Origin of the sequence: Delftia sp. WSY_7, from assembly GCF_043104845.1 — a bacterium.
Classification (GTDB): Bacteria; Pseudomonadota; Gammaproteobacteria; order Burkholderiales; family Burkholderiaceae_C; genus Comamonas; species Comamonas tsuruhatensis.
The window spans coordinates 79,642-95,010 of the sequence record NZ_JBICLB010000040.1; the positions used below are offsets into that span (position 1 = coordinate 79,642).

The 15,369-nt window shown below is 63.9% G+C and carries 15 protein-coding genes; 9 read left to right on the forward strand and 6 right to left on the reverse strand.

Annotated elements, in window-relative coordinates; genetic code table 11:
• The first annotated feature begins 82 nt into the window (after positions 1–82).
• Together ACF8ME_RS22315 and ACF8ME_RS22320 are read left to right on the forward strand one after the other, a co-directional pair.
• Positions 83–1,732 carry an NAD+ synthase gene (locus ACF8ME_RS22315; protein WP_016451363.1) on the forward strand — a complete coding sequence of 550 codons (1,650 nt, stop codon included), beginning with the start codon at positions 83–85 and terminating at the stop codon, positions 1,730–1,732.
• Positions 1,733–1,803: 71 nt separating this feature from the next.
• A complete protein-coding gene (locus ACF8ME_RS22320; RefSeq protein WP_012206673.1) occupies positions 1,804–2,142 on the forward strand; it encodes a P-II family nitrogen regulator in 339 nt (112 codons plus the stop codon).
• Between the two features lie 88 nt (positions 2,143–2,230).
• Here the strand turns inward: ACF8ME_RS22320 and ACF8ME_RS22325 are convergent, their stop codons facing one another.
• Genes ACF8ME_RS22325 through ACF8ME_RS22350 form a run of 6 tightly spaced genes read right to left on the reverse strand, consistent with a single transcriptional unit; the run spans position 2,231 to position 5,737 of the window.
• Positions 2,231–2,824, reverse strand: coding sequence for a TIGR00730 family Rossman fold protein (locus ACF8ME_RS22325; protein ID WP_016447421.1), 594 nt, complete (start codon positions 2,822–2,824; stop codon positions 2,231–2,233).
• Positions 2,821–3,234, reverse strand: a complete 414-nt coding sequence (locus ACF8ME_RS22330) for a diacylglycerol kinase (RefSeq protein ID WP_016447420.1) — start codon at positions 3,232–3,234, stop codon at positions 2,821–2,823. The genes ACF8ME_RS22325 and ACF8ME_RS22330 overlap by 4 nt, the downstream gene beginning before the upstream one ends.
• Before the next feature lie 38 nt (positions 3,235–3,272).
• A complete protein-coding gene (locus tag ACF8ME_RS22335; RefSeq protein WP_016447419.1) occupies positions 3,273–3,815 on the reverse strand; it encodes an RDD family protein in 543 nt (180 codons plus the stop codon).
• Between the two features lie 22 nt (positions 3,816–3,837).
• Entirely contained in the window at positions 3,838–4,689 is an 852-nt protein-coding gene (locus ACF8ME_RS22340; RefSeq protein WP_016451365.1) for a DUF3106 domain-containing protein, read from the reverse strand.
• A gap of 20 nt (positions 4,690–4,709) precedes the next feature.
• Positions 4,710–5,168 (reverse strand): DUF3619 family protein, encoded by a 459-nt coding sequence (locus ACF8ME_RS22345; protein WP_016447417.1) that lies wholly within the window; start codon positions 5,166–5,168, stop codon positions 4,710–4,712.
• On the reverse strand, positions 5,165–5,737 hold the full coding sequence (locus ACF8ME_RS22350; RefSeq protein ID WP_016447416.1) for an RNA polymerase sigma factor: 573 nt from the start codon (positions 5,735–5,737) through the stop codon (positions 5,165–5,167). Before ACF8ME_RS22350 ends, ACF8ME_RS22345 begins: the two co-directional genes overlap by 4 nt.
• A 275-nt stretch (positions 5,738–6,012) precedes the next feature.
• Here ACF8ME_RS22350 and ACF8ME_RS22355 point away from each other — a divergent pair, with 275 nt between their 5' ends.
• From ACF8ME_RS22355 to ACF8ME_RS22385, 7 genes are all read left to right on the forward strand, one after another.
• Entirely contained in the window at positions 6,013–7,794 is a 1,782-nt protein-coding gene (locus tag ACF8ME_RS22355; protein WP_016447415.1) for an acetolactate synthase 3 catalytic subunit, read from the forward strand.
• 154 nt (positions 7,795–7,948) lie between these two features.
• On the forward strand, positions 7,949–8,440 hold the full coding sequence (gene ilvN / locus ACF8ME_RS22360; protein ID WP_012206665.1) for an acetolactate synthase small subunit: 492 nt from the start codon (positions 7,949–7,951) through the stop codon (positions 8,438–8,440).
• A gap of 77 nt (positions 8,441–8,517) precedes the next feature.
• Positions 8,518–9,534: a ketol-acid reductoisomerase gene (ilvC, locus tag ACF8ME_RS22365; protein ID WP_034365514.1), complete on the forward strand. Its 1,017-nt coding sequence runs from the start codon at positions 8,518–8,520 to the stop codon at positions 9,532–9,534.
• 210 nt (positions 9,535–9,744) lie between these two features.
• Positions 9,745–10,578: a CDP-diacylglycerol--serine O-phosphatidyltransferase gene (gene pssA / locus ACF8ME_RS22370; RefSeq protein WP_012206663.1), complete on the forward strand. Its 834-nt coding sequence runs from the start codon at positions 9,745–9,747 to the stop codon at positions 10,576–10,578.
• Between the two features lie 226 nt (positions 10,579–10,804).
• The gene (gene leuA / locus ACF8ME_RS22375; RefSeq protein ID WP_392418251.1) at positions 10,805–12,490 is read left to right on the forward strand and encodes a 2-isopropylmalate synthase; all 1,686 of its coding nucleotides are present in this window, start codon (positions 10,805–10,807) and stop codon (positions 12,488–12,490) included.
• 98 nt (positions 12,491–12,588) lie between these two features.
• The gene (locus ACF8ME_RS22380) at positions 12,589–14,127 is read left to right on the forward strand and encodes a 2-isopropylmalate synthase (protein ID WP_392418252.1); all 1,539 of its coding nucleotides are present in this window, start codon (positions 12,589–12,591) and stop codon (positions 14,125–14,127) included.
• A 119-nt stretch (positions 14,128–14,246) separates the two neighbouring features.
• A complete protein-coding gene (locus tag ACF8ME_RS22385) occupies positions 14,247–15,344 on the forward strand; it encodes a serine hydrolase (RefSeq protein WP_016447411.1) in 1,098 nt (365 codons plus the stop codon).
• Positions 15,345–15,369 lie beyond the last annotated feature (25 nt).

Consider the following 15,369-nt stretch of genomic DNA (forward strand, 5'->3'; position numbering starts at 1 on the left):
TTCCTTGCAGGCCCGTGTGACGCGCGCTGCCGCCTTGCGCTGTGGGGTGGCCTTGTCGGCCCTGTTGGCTCCATTGCATTCCATGACGCTCTCCATCTGCACTGCCCAGCTCAACTTTGTCGTGGGCGATCTGCCCGGCAATGTCCAGAAAATCATTGCCGCAGCCCGTGAAGCTTATGCCACGGGAGCGCGCTTGCTGCTGACTCCCGAGCTTGCCCTGTGCGGCTATGCGGCCGAAGACCTCTATCTGCGTCCCGCCTTTCTGGACGCCTGCGATCAGGCCGTGCAGCAGCTGGCGCTGGAGACCGCGCAATGGCCGGGCCTGGCGCTGGTGCTGGGCCATCCCTGGCGCGACCCCGGCGCTGGTGGCGCGTTGCGCAATGCAGCCAGCGTGCTGCGCGACGGGCGCGTGGAATGCAGCTACGCCAAGCAATGCCTGCCCAACTACGGCGTGTTCGACGAGCAGCGCTACTTTGTGGCCGGCCAGTCGCCTTGCGTGGTCGAGGTCCAGGCAGTTCGCGTGGGCTTGCTGATCTGCGAGGACGCCTGGCATCCCGGGCCGGCAAGCGCGGCTGCCGCGGCGGGTGCGCAATTGCTGGCCGTGATCAATGCTTCACCCTTTCATGAGGGCAAGCAGGCCGAACGTGAAGCCACGCTGGCTGCACGTGCGCGTGAGACCGGCCTGCCCCTGGTCTACGCACATCTGGTCGGTGGCCAGGATGAAATTGTCTTCGATGGCAGCTCCTTTGCCGTACACGCCGACGGCAGCATTGCCGCACGCGCGGCGGCCTTTGCCGAGGCGCTGCCGTTGGTGGAAGTGCGTGCCGGCGCGCAGGAATTGACGCTGGCCGCCGATGTGCAGCCACCGGTGGAGCACCTGCCGGCGCTGTGGTCCGCCCTGGTGCTGGCCGTGCGCGACTACGTGGGCAAGAACCGTTTCCCCGGCGCGCTGCTGGGCCTGTCGGGCGGGATCGACTCTGCGCTGGTGCTGGCGATTGCGGTCGATGCGCTGGGCGCGGACAAGGTGCACACGGTGATGATGCCTTCGCCCTATACGGCGGACATCAGCTGGATCGATGCGCGCGACATGGCCGAGCGTGTGGGCGTGCGCTATGACGAAATCTCCATCGCGCCCCAGTTCGAGGCCTTCAAGGCCGCCCTGGCTCCGGCCTTTGCGGGCCGCGCCGAGGACACGACCGAAGAGAACCTGCAGGCCCGCATCCGCGGCACCTTGCTGATGGGCCTGTCCAACAAGTTCGGCTCCGTGGTGCTGACCACCGGCAACAAGAGCGAGATGTCCACCGGCTACTGCACGCTCTATGGCGACATGGCCGGCGGCTTTGCCGTGATCAAGGACGTGCTCAAGACCGAGGTTTTTGCGCTGGCGCGCTGGCGCAATGCCAACGATCCGTTCGGCACGGGGCTGGACCCCATTCCGGATCGCATCATCACGCGCCCGCCCAGCGCCGAACTGCGCCCGGACCAGAAAGACCAGGACAGCCTGCCCGCTTATGAGGTGCTCGACGCCATCGTGCGCCGATACATGGAAAATAACGAAAGCATCGCCTCCATCGTGGCCGACGGATATGCCGGCGCCGATGTGGAGCGAGTGACGCGCCTCATCCAGATCAACGAATACAAACGCCGCCAGGCGCCCGTGGGGCCGCGGCTGACGCGCCGCAGCTTCGGCAAGGACTGGCGCTACCCGATCACCAACCGCTTTCGCGCTTGAAGCACCTGAGGCGGCGGGGTTTCCTGGCCGGCCGTCTTGCCCCGTATTGCATGCACTGAGGAGTTCACCCCATGAAAATGATCACCGCCATCATCAAGCCGTTCAAGCTGGAAGAGGTCCGCGAGGCACTGGCCGACTGCGGCGTCAACGGCCTGACCGTCACCGAGGTCAAGGGCTTTGGTCGCCAGAAGGGCCATACCGAGCTCTACCGTGGCGCCGAGTACGTGGTGGACTTCCTGCCCAAGGTGAAGATCGAGGTGGTGGTCCGCACGGAAGACGTGGACCGCTGCGTGGATGCCATCGTCAACGTGGCCCGCACGGGCAAGATCGGTGACGGGAAGATCTTCGTCACCGCCGTGGAGCGCGTGGTGCGCATCCGTACTGGCGAACTCGACGACGGAGCCATCTGAACCCGGCAGCAGTGCAGGGCGCACGCGGCGCCCTGGGCTCGACATCCGGATTCCAGCGGCCACCCCTGAACGGGTGGCCGTTTCCGTTTCAGATCACGGCGCGCAAGGGGGCCGTTTCCAGGCCCGTGCCGGCGTTCTGCACCAGGGATTGCAGCAGTGCGGGGATGTCGCTGCCGCTTTCTATCAGTCCCATCTGCCACTCGCCCATGAAGCCATGGCCCACGCAGGTCTGCAGGAACTGCAGCATGCTGTCGTAGTAGCCGTCCACATTGAGCAGGCCGATGGGCTTGTCGTGGTAGCGCAGCTGGCGCCAGGTCCAGACCTCGAACAATTCCTCGAAGGTGCCTATGCCGCCGGGCAGGGCGACGAAGGCATCGCTGCGCTCGGCCATCATGGCCTTGCGCTCGTGCATGGTCTGGACGATGTGCAGTTCGTCGCAGGCATGGTTGGCCAGCTCCTTGTCCACCAGCGCCTGCGGGATCACTCCCACGACGCGGCCACCGGCCTGCCGCGTGGCCTCGGCCACCTCGCCCATCAGGCCGCTGCGCCCGCCGCCGTAGACCAACTGGCCGCCGTGCTCGCCAATCCAGCGGCCGGTGGCGCGGGCGGCCTCGATGAATCCGGGCTGGTCGCCTGGGCGCGAGCCGCAATACACACAAATGGAAAACGTGGGATTTGTCATGCAATGAACCGTTGATAGAGAGCCGCCAGCCAGACGCCCGTGCACAGCAGCAGCGCCAGCAGCACGGCGGCGCTGCCCATGTCCTTGGCTTGCTTGGACAGGGCGTGCCATTCGGGGCCTATGCGATCGACCACGGCCTCGATGCCGCTGTTGAGCAATTCCACGATCAGCACCAGCAAGACCGTGCCCGCCAGCAGCGAGACCTCGATCCAGCTGCGTCCCAGCCAGAAAGCGGCAGGGATCAGCACGATGGCGGCCAGCGCTTCCTGGCGGAAGGCTTTCTCATTCCATCCGGCACGAAGGCCGGACAGCGAATAACCCGCAGCGTGCCAGACACGGTTCAGGCCCGTGCGGCTTTTCTGGGGATTGACAGGCGTGCTGTCGTTGGACTTTGGTGAAGCGGCGGGCATGCTGGGGAGTGTAGGAGATGCGATGCTGCCTTTGCCGCTCAGCGTTTTTTCCTGGGCGGCGGGGCCTGGTGGATCAGCTGTGTGCCGGCCCAGGCGTCATGCCAGAACTGGCGGCGCGGATGAAGGCGGCTGAGCAGGGCCCAAAGTGCCACCCACAGCACCAGCAGCACCAAGGTGGTCAAGGCCGGCACGCCGGTGGAGTAGGCCGCCAGCGGTGGCAGCAGCCAGATCCAGCTCAGCACATAGCGCCGCAGGGCGCGCAGCTGGCTGACGGGCTGGCCTGCAGCATCCACCAGGCGGATGTGCCAGGTCTTCATGGCCAATGTCTGCCCCTTGGACCAGAACCAGACGAAATAGATGCCCAGCACCACGAACATGAAGGCCTGCAGCGCATGGCGGTTGTCCATGGCGTTGCGCGTCTGAGACAAGGTGCCAAACAGATATCCGGCGATGAAGACCACGCCGAACAGCAGCATGCCCTCATATAGCCAGCAGGCCATGCGCCGGGCCAGGCGCGGGGCCATCCGTGGATCGGCGGCGGAGCCGGCTGCCGTGGAGGCGGGGGAGGTGGCGTTCGTCATGCGGGCGTGTCGGGGCGCTGCATCAATGCGAAGGGGCTGCTTCGCCGTGCGAGGGCTGTGGGGTGGCCTCGGCGCCGTCATGCAGTTCCATGGGCGGCAAGGGCATGGGTGTGGCCGAAGGCACTTCCACCGGGGCTGTCTCCACCAGCGCAGGCGGGCGCACGGGATGGGTTTCCACGGCCGAAGGCGGCGCGACCGGTGGAACCGGAGGCGGCGGATTGTAGATGGTGGCTGGTGGAATCTTGGGGGGATTCGGAATGGTGGCCGGTGCCACCGAGGCCGCAGGAATCCGCGCCAGACGCTTGGGCGCCACGGGCTGTATGGCGTTGGCGGCGCCCTTGACCTTGGGCGCGGCGCGTGCAGCCAGAAGGCGTTTTTCTTCGTCGCTGAGCGCCTGGTAGGCCTCCCACTGGGCTCGCTTGTCCGTGGCAAGGCGGTTGGTCAGGGCGAAATTCAGGCGGGCCTGGCTGCGCTGCTGGGCGCTGAGGCTGGACCAGGTCTGCATGCGGTCGCGCAGCTTTTCCTGCTCCTTTTCGCTGAGCTTGTCCCAGCCTTCGGCCAATGCCATCCAGCGGCGCTTTTGCAGCGCGTCCATCATGGACCAGCGCTCGGAAAGGGGCTCGAGTACCCTGCTTTGCGCAGGCGTCAGCTCGGCCCAGCGCGGGCCGGAGGCCAGGGCCGTGGCGCGCTGGCGCGTGGCTGCGTCGCCATGCAGGGTCTTGGAGGCCGCAATGGTGGCCGGCGACACCGTGCTGGGCGCCAGCCGCACCTGTTGCACGACGCGCCAGCCGGTCCAGGCCAGCGCCATCAACAGCACCGCCGCCAGGATGGCGGCGGGTGATCGGTGGAACGCGGCGCGTGAATCAGTGGGCATGCAGGCAGGCAAGGCGGGTATCAGCGTTCCGTGTTGGTGGCCGAAGTCTTCAGGTACTGGATGAAACCGGGGTCGGCATAGGCGGCAGGGGGCAGGTCATCGGTCAGCAGGGCTGTATCGACCTCGGCAACCTCGGTCAGGCCAATCTGATCGGTCTGCACGTTGACGACCACCAGGCCAATGATGAGTGCCAGCACCGGCACGGCCGAGATCAGCGCGCGCCACCAGGTGCCGCCCTCGTCGCCAGAGCCCAGCGTCATGGCGCCACCCTGAGCCTGGGTTGCGCTGGCAGCCTGCACGGGCGCAGCGCGCAGTTCGCGCCGGCGAACGGACAGGGCGCGCTCGCGCCCAGCGCGCAGCCGCTCGGTGATGTCGTATGGCAGCAACGCCTCGCCGTCACCCAGGCGCGCGGTGATCCGGCGTGCGATGCGGTCGGCCGCCATTTCGCTGTGGAGAGTGAGAGTGGGCGCAGTCTTCATAGCTCGATTCCTTTGGCCTTCAGTGCCTTGCTCAATGTCTGGATGGCGCGGAAACAATGTGTTTTTACACTTCCTTCGGAACACCCCATCGCGGCAGCGGTCTCCGCAACGTCCATCTCTTCCCAATAACGCATCAGGAATGCTTCGCGTTGACGCGCCGGCAGCTCCTGTATCTCTTTTTCAATGCTTTGCAAAATCTGCGCCCGCTCGGTCAGATCCTCGGCGCTGCGGGCGGTTTCGCCGTTCTGTGCGGAGTCGGCGTAGGTCTCGAGCCAGTCGAAGTCCGCATCGTCGCCGGCCGAGGCCTCCAGATCGCTCATGCGGGTGAAGAGGGCGTTCTGCGTCTTTTGCCTGCGAAACCAGTCCAGGGTGCTGTTGGACAGGATGCGCTGGAAGAGCATGGGCAGCTCGGTGATGGGCTTGTCGCCATAGTGCTGCGCCAGCTTGAGCATGCTGTCCTGCACGATGTCCAGCGCCGCCTCCTCGTCCCGGACGTGGAAAAAGCTGCGCTTGAAGGCACGCTTTTCTACGCTTTTGAGGAAGTCGGATAGTTCTTGCTCGGTTGCCAAAAGGAACGCAGGCCCGGATGAGGGGCTCGTTGAGGGGGCTGAACGGACGCGGGACCCGATTATCGCACCGCAGTGTCAATTTTTTTCGCACGATGGCGCACAGGCTTGTTGCAGTGCGATAATGTCTGCTGCAATTCAAAAAGGCAAACGGGTCACGGTCCGGCGTTTACTCACTCGCCCATGTCTGTTGGTCCTAAGTCCCGCACCGGCCTCACAAGGGCTTCAGGCAAGGGGCACCCAAGGTTTTTCGTTAGAGAAATTCACAAAGGTTGATCATGGAAATTTCCAAAGCCGAGTACTCCAGCGCGGCAGCAGCGGCGTCGCAGTCCCATGCATCCCAGGAGCTGATGGGCTCCGAGATCCTCGTCAAGTCCCTGCAGGCCGAAGGCGTCAAGCAGCTTTGGGGCTATCCGGGCGGTGCGGTCCTGTACATCTACGACGCCCTCTACAAGCAAGACACCATTCAGCATGTGCTGGTGCGCCACGAGCAGGCGGCTGTGCATGCGGCAGACGGTTTTGCCCGTGCCACGGGTGAAGTCGGCGTGGCCCTGGTGACCTCGGGTCCCGGCCTGACCAACGCCGTCACCGGCATTGCCACCGCCTACACCGATTCCATTCCCCTGGTCGTGATCAGCGGCCAGACCTCGACGGCCTACATCGGCACCGATGCATTCCAGGAGTGCGACACCGTCGGCATCACCCGCCCCATCGTCAAGCACAACTTCCTGGTCAAGGATGTGCGCGAGCTGGCGGACACCATGAAGAAGGCCTTCCACATCGCGCGCACCGGCCGCCCCGGCCCCGTGGTGGTGGACATCCCCAAGGATGTGTCCTTCAAGAAGGCTCTCTACACCGGTTACCCCGAAAAGGTGGAGATGCGCTCCTACAACCCGGTGCGCAAGGGCCATGCCGGCCAGATCCGCAAGGCGCTGCAGTTGCTGCTGGCTGCCAAGCGTCCCTATATCTACACGGGTGGCGGCGTGCTGCTGGGCAATGCCTGCAACGAGCTGCGCACCCTGGTCGACATGCTGGGCTACCCGGTCACGCATACGCTGCTGGGCCTGGGTGCCTATCCGGCCAGCGACCGCAAGTTCCTGGGCATGCTGGGCATGCACGGCACCATCGAAGCCAACAACGCCATGCAGAACTGCGATGTGCTGCTGGCCGTGGGTGCGCGCTTTGACGACCGGGTGATCGGCAACCCCAAGCATTTCATGTCGGTGGAGCGCAAGATCATCCATATCGACATCGATCCCTCCTCCATCTCCAAGCGCGTGAAGGTGGACGTGCCCATCGTCGGCGACGTCAAGGAAGTGCTGACCGAGCTGATCTCCATGATCCGCGAGGCCAGCGCCCGTCCCGACGCTGCGGCCCTGGGCCAGTGGTGGGAGACCATCGAAGGCTGGCGCAGCCGCGACTGCCTGCAGTACAGCCGTGGCGACGGCTCGGTCATCAAGCCCCAGTACGTGGTGGAGACGCTGTGGAACATGACCCGCGACGCCGATGCCTACATCACGTCCGACGTGGGCCAGCACCAGATGTGGGCTGCGCAGTACTATCGCTTTGACGAGCCGCGCCGCTGGATCAACTCCGGCGGCCTGGGCACCATGGGCGTGGGCCTGCCCTACGCCATGGGCATCAAGCTGGCCAAGCCTGAATCCGAGGTGTTCTGCATCACGGGCGAAGGTTCCATCCAGATGAACATCCAGGAGCTGGCCACCTGCCTGCAGTACAACACGCCGGTCAAGGTGGTGTCGCTTAACAACCGCTACCTGGGCATGGTGCGCCAGTGGCAGGAGATCGAGTACTCGGGCCGCTACAGCAGCAGCTACATGGACTCGCTGCCCAACTTCGTGAAGCTGGCCGAGGCCTATGGCCACGTGGGCATGCTGATCGAGCGCCCCGAGGACGTGGAGCCCGCCCTGCGCGAGGCCCGCAAGCTCAAGGATCGGACGGTGTTCATGGACTTCCGCACCGATCCCACCGAGAATGTGTTCCCCATGGTGCAGGCCGGCCGTGGGATCACCGAGATGCTGCTGGGAGCTGACGACCTCTGAGCGAGCCCTTGGCTGGGTTCGCCAGGGCCTGTTCCTGCCGCATCTTCTTCAGTAGCCGCCCTCAAGGCGGCAACCCCTTGACGAATCTATTGCCTGCCAAGCCCGACGTTTACCGGCGCCGGGGGAGGGCAGCGAAAAGAGGAATCTTTCTTTCATGAAACACATCATTGCCGTGCTGCTCGAAAACGAGCCGGGAGCCTTGTCGCGCGTGGTGGGCCTGTTCTCGGCCCGCGGCTACAACATCGAATCGCTGACCGTGGCTCCCACGGAAGACGCATCGCTGTCGCGCATGACCATTCAGACGAATGGCTCCGAAGACGTGATCGAGCAGATCACCAAGCACCTGAACCGCCTGATCGAGGTCGTCAAGGTCGTGGACCTGACGGAAGGCTCCTATACCGAGCGCGAGCTCATGATGGTCAAGGTCCGCGCCGTGGGCAAGGAACGCGAGGAGATGAAGCGCATGGCCGACATCTTCCGCGGCCGCATCATCGACGTGACCGAAAAGAGCTACACGGTCGAGCTGACCGGCGACCAATCCAAGAACGACGCCTTCCTGCAGGCGCTGGACCGCACGGCCATTCTTGAAACCGTGCGTACCGGCTCCTGCGGCATCGGCCGCGGTGAGCGCATCCTGCGCGTTTGATGCGCTGCCAAGCGTCTGAACCTGAAACCTGTCCCCTTCCCCTTTCAACCCCTACACACACGAAGCCTGGAGCCAACATGAAAGTTTTCTACGACAAGGACTGTGACCTGAGCCTGATCAAGGGCAAGACCGTTGCCATCATCGGCTACGGCAGCCAGGGCCACGCACACGCTCAAAACCTGAACGAAAGCGGCGTGAAGGTCGTGGTCGGCCTGCGCAAGGGCGGCGCTTCCTGGGACAAGGTCGCCAAGGCTGGCCTGACCGTCGCTGAAGTCGACGACGCCGTGAAGGCCGCCGATCTGGTCATGATCCTGCTGCCGGATGAGAACATCCCCGAGGTCTACAACAACAACGTGGCCCCCAACATCAAGCAAGGCGCCACGCTGGCCTTTGCCCACGGCTTCAACATCCACTACAACCAGGTTGTGCCGCGCGCCGATCTGGACGTGATCATGGTCGCCCCCAAGGGCCCTGGCCACACCGTGCGCTCCGAATACCTCAAGGGCGGCGGCGTGCCTTCGCTGATCGCCGTGTACCAGGACAAGTCCGGCAAGGCCCGTGACCTGGCCCTGTCCTATGCCATGGCCAACGGTGGCGGCAAGGGCGGCATCATCGAAACCAACTTCAAGGAAGAAACCGAGACCGACCTGTTCGGCGAGCAGGCCGTTCTGTGCGGCGGCGCGGTGGAACTGGTGAAGATGGGCTTCGAGACCCTGACCGAAGCCGGCTACGCTCCCGAAATGGCCTACTTCGAGTGCCTGCATGAGCTCAAGCTCATCGTGGACCTGATGTACGAAGGCGGCATCGCCAACATGAACTACTCGATCTCGAACAACGCCGAATACGGCGAGTACGTGACGGGTACAGAAGTCATCAACGACAAGTCGCGCGAAGCCATGCGTGCTGCCCTCAAGCGCATCCAGACCGGCGAATACGCCAAGATGTTCATTCAGGAAGGCCGCACCAACTACCCGAGCATGACGGCCCGCCGCCGCATGAACGCCGAACACGCCATCGAAAAGGTGGGCGGCCAGCTGCGCGCCATGATGCCCTGGATCTCCAAGAACAAGCTGGTTGACCAGAGCCGCAACTGAGATTGCTGCATTCCATCTTGCATGGGTCGCGCATGCGGCCTACGCAAGGTGCAGGACAAGGCCACCCCGACGGGTGGCCTTTTTCGTGCAGAGAAGGGGGGCGGTGCGCAGGTACACTGACCCTTTCGGGGCGGCACTGTCCGCTCCCTTAGAATACTATCGTTTTAATAGCTGCTCACGCTTGCGTGCGCTGTGCTGGAGGCCGGATTGATGCAAAACCACAATGAGTCCAACGAAATCGAAGGCGTGGTGGTGCGCAAGCGCCGCAAGGGTATCTACATCCTGCCCAACCTGTTCACGCTGGCTGCGCTGTTCGGTGGCTTCTACGCCATCGTGATGGCCATGAACGGCCGCTTCGAACTGGCTGCTGCAGGCGTGTTCTGCGCCATGGTGCTCGACAGCCTTGACGGCCGTGTGGCGCGCATGACCAATACGCAGAGCGCTTTCGGGGAGCAGATGGATTCGCTGTCAGACATGGTGTCCTTCGGCGCCGCTCCCGCCTTGATCGCCTATGAGTGGGCGCTCAAGGGCATTGGCCGCTGGGGCTGGATTGCAGCCTTCGTCTATTGCGCCTGCGCTGCGCTGCGGCTGGCGCGCTTCAACGTCAACACCGGCACCGTGGACAAGCGCTGGTTCCAGGGCCTGCCTTCGCCCGCCGCTGCAGCGCTGGTCACCGGCTTCATCTGGCTGCTGGACGAGGCGGGCCTGCTGCGCGGCCAGGATGCCTGGCTGAGCTGGACGCAGATCACCTGGATCATGTTCTTCCTGACGCTGTACGCGGGCCTGACCATGGTCACCAACGTGCCTTTCTACAGCTTCAAGGACGTGCATTTCAAGAAGAGCGTGCCCTTTGCGGCCATCGTACTGATCGCCCTGGGCATCGCCATCATCAATATCCATCCGCCCATCGTGCTGTTCGGCGTGTTCCTGCTCTACGGTTTCTCGGGCTACGGCGTCTATGCATGGCGCAAGGCCAAGGGCCAGCGCACCAGCGTCATCAGCACCTCGACCGATGAGCCTGAAGAGCGCGGCCTGCACAAATGATGCGCCGCAGCATCTTCACAGCGCCTGAGAACCTGTGCTAAAGTGACCCGCATGCAATACCTGTCGCTAGCTCTACTACTGATGTCCCACGGGCAGAGACAGTAGCGCGCGCGTACATTCCTACTTTCACGGCCCGTTTGCACCAGCGACGGGCCGTTTTGCGTTTGTGGGGTCGCTGGAGCAGGTGGGTCTTGTTTTTACCTAGACGATAGAAAGCACTTCAGCCATGTTGCAAAACCCTTCGACCAAGTACCGTCCGTTCGCTCCGGTCCGCCTGCAAGACCGCCGCTGGCCCGATGCGGTGATCACCCAGGCCCCGGTCTGGTGCAGCGTGGACCTGCGCGATGGCAACCAGGCGCTGATCGAGCCCATGGACATCGATCGCAAGATGCGCATGTTCGAGCAGCTGGTGAAGATCGGCTTCAAGGAAATCGAGGTCGGCTTTCCTTCCGCGTCCCAGGTCGAGTTCGACTTCATGCGCAAGCTCATCGAGGAAAACCGCATTCCCGATGACGTGACCGTCCAGGTGCTGACCCAGGCGCGCGAGCACCTCATCCGCCGTACCTTCGAGGCGCTCGAAGGCGTGCCCCGGGCCATCGTCCACCTCTACAACGCCACCGCGCCCGTGATGCGCCGCGTGGTATTGAACATGAGCGAGGACGAGATCGTCGAGCTGGCCACCACCAATGCCCGCATGTTCAACGAGATCGCTGCCGGCTATCCCCAGACGCAGTGGACCTTCCAGTACTCGCCCGAGATGTATTCGGACACCGAGCTGGAGTTTTCCAAGCGCGTCATCGATGCCGTCACCGATGTATGGCAGCCCACGCCCGAGCGCAAGTGCATCATCAACCTGCCCACCACCGTGGAGCACTCCACGCCCAACATCTTCGCCGACATGGTGGAGTGGACGCATCGCCACATCCAGCGCCGCGACTCCATCGTGCTGTCCGTGCATCCGCACAATGACCGCGGCACGGGCACGGCCACAGCCGAGCTGGCGTTGATGGCCGGTGCGGACCGCCTTGAAGGCTGCCTGTTCGGCAATGGCGAGCGCACGGGCAACCTCGATGTGGTCAACGTGGCGTTGAACATGTACATCCAGGGCGTGTCGCCTGGCCTGGATTTCTCCGATATCGACGGCATCCGCAGCACGGTCGAGCATTGCAACCAGCTGCCCGTGCATCCGCGCCATCCCTATGTGGGCGATCTGGTCTACACCTCGTTCTCGGGCTCGCACCAGGACGCCATCAAGAAGGCCTTCGCCGATCGCAAGGACGGCGACATCTGGGACATGCCCTATCTGCCCATCGACCCCAAGGACCTGGGCCGCAGCTACGAGGCCGTGATCCGCGTCAACAGCCAGTCCGGCAAGGGCGGCATCGCCTATCTGCTTGAAAGCGAGTATGGCCTCCAGTTGCCGCGTCGCCTGCAGATCGAGTTCAGCCAGGTGGTGCAGCGCGAGATGGACGCCAGCGGCAAGGAGCTGGCCGCGGCCGACCTGTGGGCGCTGTTCCAGCGCGAGTACGGCCTGCAATCCGTGCAGGCACCGCATTACCGCCTGAGCGAGAACGACGGCGTGGTCAGCCTGTCGGCCGATCTGTCCGTTGGCGGCGGCAAGCGCACGGTCGAGGCGCAAGGCACGGGGCCCATCGATGCCTTCGTGCAGGCGCTGAGCGAGCACAGCGGCCGGGCCGTGCGCGTGCTGGACTACAACGAGCATGCCATCGGCGAGGGGGCCAATGCCAAGGCCATTGCCTACGTGGAACTGCGCGTGGACGAGTTGCACGTGTGCTACGGCGTCGGGGTTGATGCGAATATCGTCTCCGCTTCGTTCCGGGCCATCATGTCGGGCTTGCAGCGCGTGCCCTCTGCCGAGAAGGTGACGGTGCAGGAGGCGGTTGCCGCTTAAATTCCATTGCCTAGCCGGTGCAGCCACAAGCGCACCGGCTTTTTTCATCACCTGCCCGTGGGCAGGAGATTCGCATCCACAAGAAAGACGAGACTCCCATGACCGACCAATTGATCATTTTCGACACCACCTTGCGTGACGGCGAGCAGTCGCCCGGTGCCTCCATGACCCGCGACGAAAAGCTGCGCATCGCGCGCCAGCTCGAGCGGCTGAAGGTCGATGTGATCGAGGCCGGTTTTGCGGCGAGTTCCAATGGCGACTTCGAGTCGGTGCAGGCCATTGCGCGCGCCATCAAGGACTCCACCATCTGCTCGCTGGCCCGTGCCAATGACCGCGACATCGCCCGTGCGGCCGAGGCTCTGAAGGACGCCAGCCGCGCGCGCATCCACACCTTCATCGCCACCAGTGCGCTGCACATGGAGAAAAAGCTGCGCATGACGCCCGAGCAGGTGCTGGAGCAGGCGCGCCAGTCGGTGCGATTTGCGCGCAACCTGATCGCCGACATCGAGTTCAGCCCCGAAGACGGCTACCGCAGCGACCCGGACTTTCTGTGCCGCGTCATCGAGACAGTGATTGCCGAAGGTGCGACCACCATCAACGTGCCCGACACCGTGGGCTACGCCATTCCGGAGCTGTACGGCGCCTTCATCAAGAACCTGCGCGAGCGCGTGCCCAACAGCGACAAGGCCGTCTGGAGCGTGCATTGCCACAACGACCTGGGCATGGCCGTGGCCAACTCGCTGGCCGGCGTCAAGCTTGGCGGGGCGCGCCAGATCGAGTGCACCATCAACGGCCTGGGCGAACGCGCGGGCAACTGCTCGCTCGAGGAGGTGGTGATGGCCATCAAGACGCGCAAGGACTACTTTGGCCTTGACGTCAACATCGACGCCCAGCACATCGTGGCCGCCAGCCGCATGGTCAGCCAGACCACGGGCTTCGTGGTGCAGCCCAACAAGGCCGTCGTGGGCGCCAACGCCTTCGCCCACGCCTCGGGCATCCATCAGGATGGCGTGCTCAAGGCGCGCGACACCTACGAAATCATGCGTGCCGAGGATGTGGGCTGGAGCGCCAACAAGATCGTGCTGGGCAAGCTCAGCGGCCGCAATGCCTTCAAGCAGCGCCTGCAGGAGCTGGGCGTGGAACTCGACAGCGAAGCCGCGATCAACACTGCCTTTGCGGCCTTCAAGGAACTGGCCGACCGCAAGAGTGAAATCTTCGACGAGGACATCCTGGCCCTGGTGACCGAGCAGGATGCGCATCAGCAGGCCGATTCCTTCCAGTTCATCTCGCTGGCCCAGCAAAGCGAAACGGGTGAGCGCCCACACGCGTCGGTGGTGTTCAGCCGCGATGGCCGTGAGATCAAGGCCCAGTCCGACGGCAATGGCCCGGTCGATGCCTCGTTCAAGGCCATCGAGTCCGAGGTGAAGAGCGGTGCCGAGATGCTGCTGTACTCGGTCAACGCCATCAGCGGCTCCACCGAGAGCCAGGGCGAAGTGACCGTTCGCCTGCAGCGCAGCGGGCGCGTGGTCAACGGCGTGGGAGCGGACCCGGACATCGTCGTGGCCTCGGCCAAGGCCTATCTGAGCGCGTTGAACAAATTACACAGCAATGCAGAGGTCGTGGCTGCGCAGGGGTGAGCACTCGCCTTATAATTTCATTTAAATTATCGAAAAGTCGCACAAGTTATTGTCACAGTGCGACTTTTTCGATTAATGTAAGGTCTAGTCACAAATTCTTGCTGCTTGGAGCATTTCTCATGCCCACCCTACGCCGTGCCCGCCTCGGTCGATTTGCTCAGGTTCTCTCGTTGCTGGCCCTGAGTTGTGCTCTCACTGCCCCGGGCGCGCATGCCGCACCGGCCAAGAAAGTTGCCAAGAAACAGGTGGCCGTGGCCCCTGTCAAGAAGAAGGCCGTGAAGGAGCGCGCCACGGCGGCTCCCCAGGGCAAGCGCGTTGCCAAGAGCGCGCGCCAGCCCAGCCGCGTGGCCGCCCGCAGCGCTGCCAGCCCCATTCGTGCCGTTGCCTACGAGCCACGCCTGTCGTTCGGGCAGATGGCCGGGCTGCATGCAGTGGCCGATCCTCTTGATCTCAAGAGCAGCGTGGCCCTGGTCATGGACCAGGACACCCACGAAGTGCTGCTCAGCAAGAACGACCATGCCGTGTTGCCCATCGCCTCGCTGACCAAGCTGATGACGGGTCTGCTGATTTCCCAGGCCCATCTGCCCATGGATGAATCCATCACCATCACGCAGGATGATGTGGATACCGAAAAGGGCAGCAGTTCGCGCCTGGCCGTGGGCACCACGCTCACCCGTGCCGAAATGCTGCACCTGGCCCTGATGTCCAGCGAAAACCGTGCTGCCCATGCGCTGGGTCGCACCTTCCCAGGTGGCCTGGATGCCTTCGTCCAGCAGATGAATGCCAAGGCGCGCCTGCTGGGCATGACCGATACCCGTTACGTGGAGCCCACCGGGCTGTCCAGCCGCAACCAGTCCAGCGCCCGTGATCTGGCCGTGCTCGTGAATGTGGCGCACAGTGATCCACTGGTGCGCGAGTACACCACTTCGCCCGGCTATGAAGTGGCCGTGGGCCGCCGCACGCTGCAGTACAACAACACCAACCGCCTGGTGCTGAGCCCGACCTGGGATATCGGCCTGCAAAAGACCGGCTACATCTCCGAAGCGGGTCGCTGCCTGGTCATGCAGGCGCAGGTGGCTGGCCGCAAGATCATCATGGTCTTCCTGGACTCCGCCGGAAAGTTCAGCCGCCTGGGCGATGCCGAGCGCGTACGCCACTGGGTGGAATCCATGGGGCAGGTGGCCGGCGATTCCATGATCCACAAGGTCAAGGGCTGAGTTTCTTCCCCTCAACAACAAAGGC

Excerpts from the sequence above, each read along its gene's own strand:
- ACF8ME_RS22340 (WP_016451365.1), bottom strand. The coding sequence starts at position 4,689 with ATGCCCACTGATTCACGCGCCGCGTTCCACCGATCACCCGCCGCCATC.
- pssA (WP_012206663.1), top strand. The coding sequence starts at position 9,745 with ATGCAAAACCACAATGAGTCCAACGAAATCGAAGGCGTGGTGGTGCGC.
- leuA (WP_392418251.1), top strand. The coding sequence starts at position 10,805 with ATGTTGCAAAACCCTTCGACCAAGTACCGTCCGTTCGCTCCGGTCCGC.
- ACF8ME_RS22345 (WP_016447417.1), bottom strand. The coding sequence starts at position 5,168 with ATGAAGACTGCGCCCACTCTCACTCTCCACAGCGAAATGGCGGCCGAC.
- ACF8ME_RS22335 (WP_016447419.1), bottom strand. The coding sequence starts at position 3,815 with ATGACGAACGCCACCTCCCCCGCCTCCACGGCAGCCGGCTCCGCCGCC.
- ACF8ME_RS22355 (WP_016447415.1), top strand. The coding sequence starts at position 6,013 with ATGGAAATTTCCAAAGCCGAGTACTCCAGCGCGGCAGCAGCGGCGTCG.
- ACF8ME_RS22325 (WP_016447421.1), bottom strand. The coding sequence starts at position 2,824 with ATGACAAATCCCACGTTTTCCATTTGTGTGTATTGCGGCTCGCGCCCA.
- ACF8ME_RS22315 (WP_016451363.1), top strand. The coding sequence starts at position 83 with ATGACGCTCTCCATCTGCACTGCCCAGCTCAACTTTGTCGTGGGCGAT.
- ACF8ME_RS22330 (WP_016447420.1), bottom strand. The coding sequence starts at position 3,234 with ATGCCCGCCGCTTCACCAAAGTCCAACGACAGCACGCCTGTCAATCCC.
- ACF8ME_RS22320 (WP_012206673.1), top strand. The coding sequence starts at position 1,804 with ATGAAAATGATCACCGCCATCATCAAGCCGTTCAAGCTGGAAGAGGTC.
- ilvN (WP_012206665.1), top strand. The coding sequence starts at position 7,949 with ATGAAACACATCATTGCCGTGCTGCTCGAAAACGAGCCGGGAGCCTTG.
- ACF8ME_RS22385 (WP_016447411.1), top strand. The coding sequence starts at position 14,247 with ATGCCCACCCTACGCCGTGCCCGCCTCGGTCGATTTGCTCAGGTTCTC.
- ACF8ME_RS22380 (WP_392418252.1), top strand. The coding sequence starts at position 12,589 with ATGACCGACCAATTGATCATTTTCGACACCACCTTGCGTGACGGCGAG.
- ilvC (WP_034365514.1), top strand. The coding sequence starts at position 8,518 with ATGAAAGTTTTCTACGACAAGGACTGTGACCTGAGCCTGATCAAGGGC.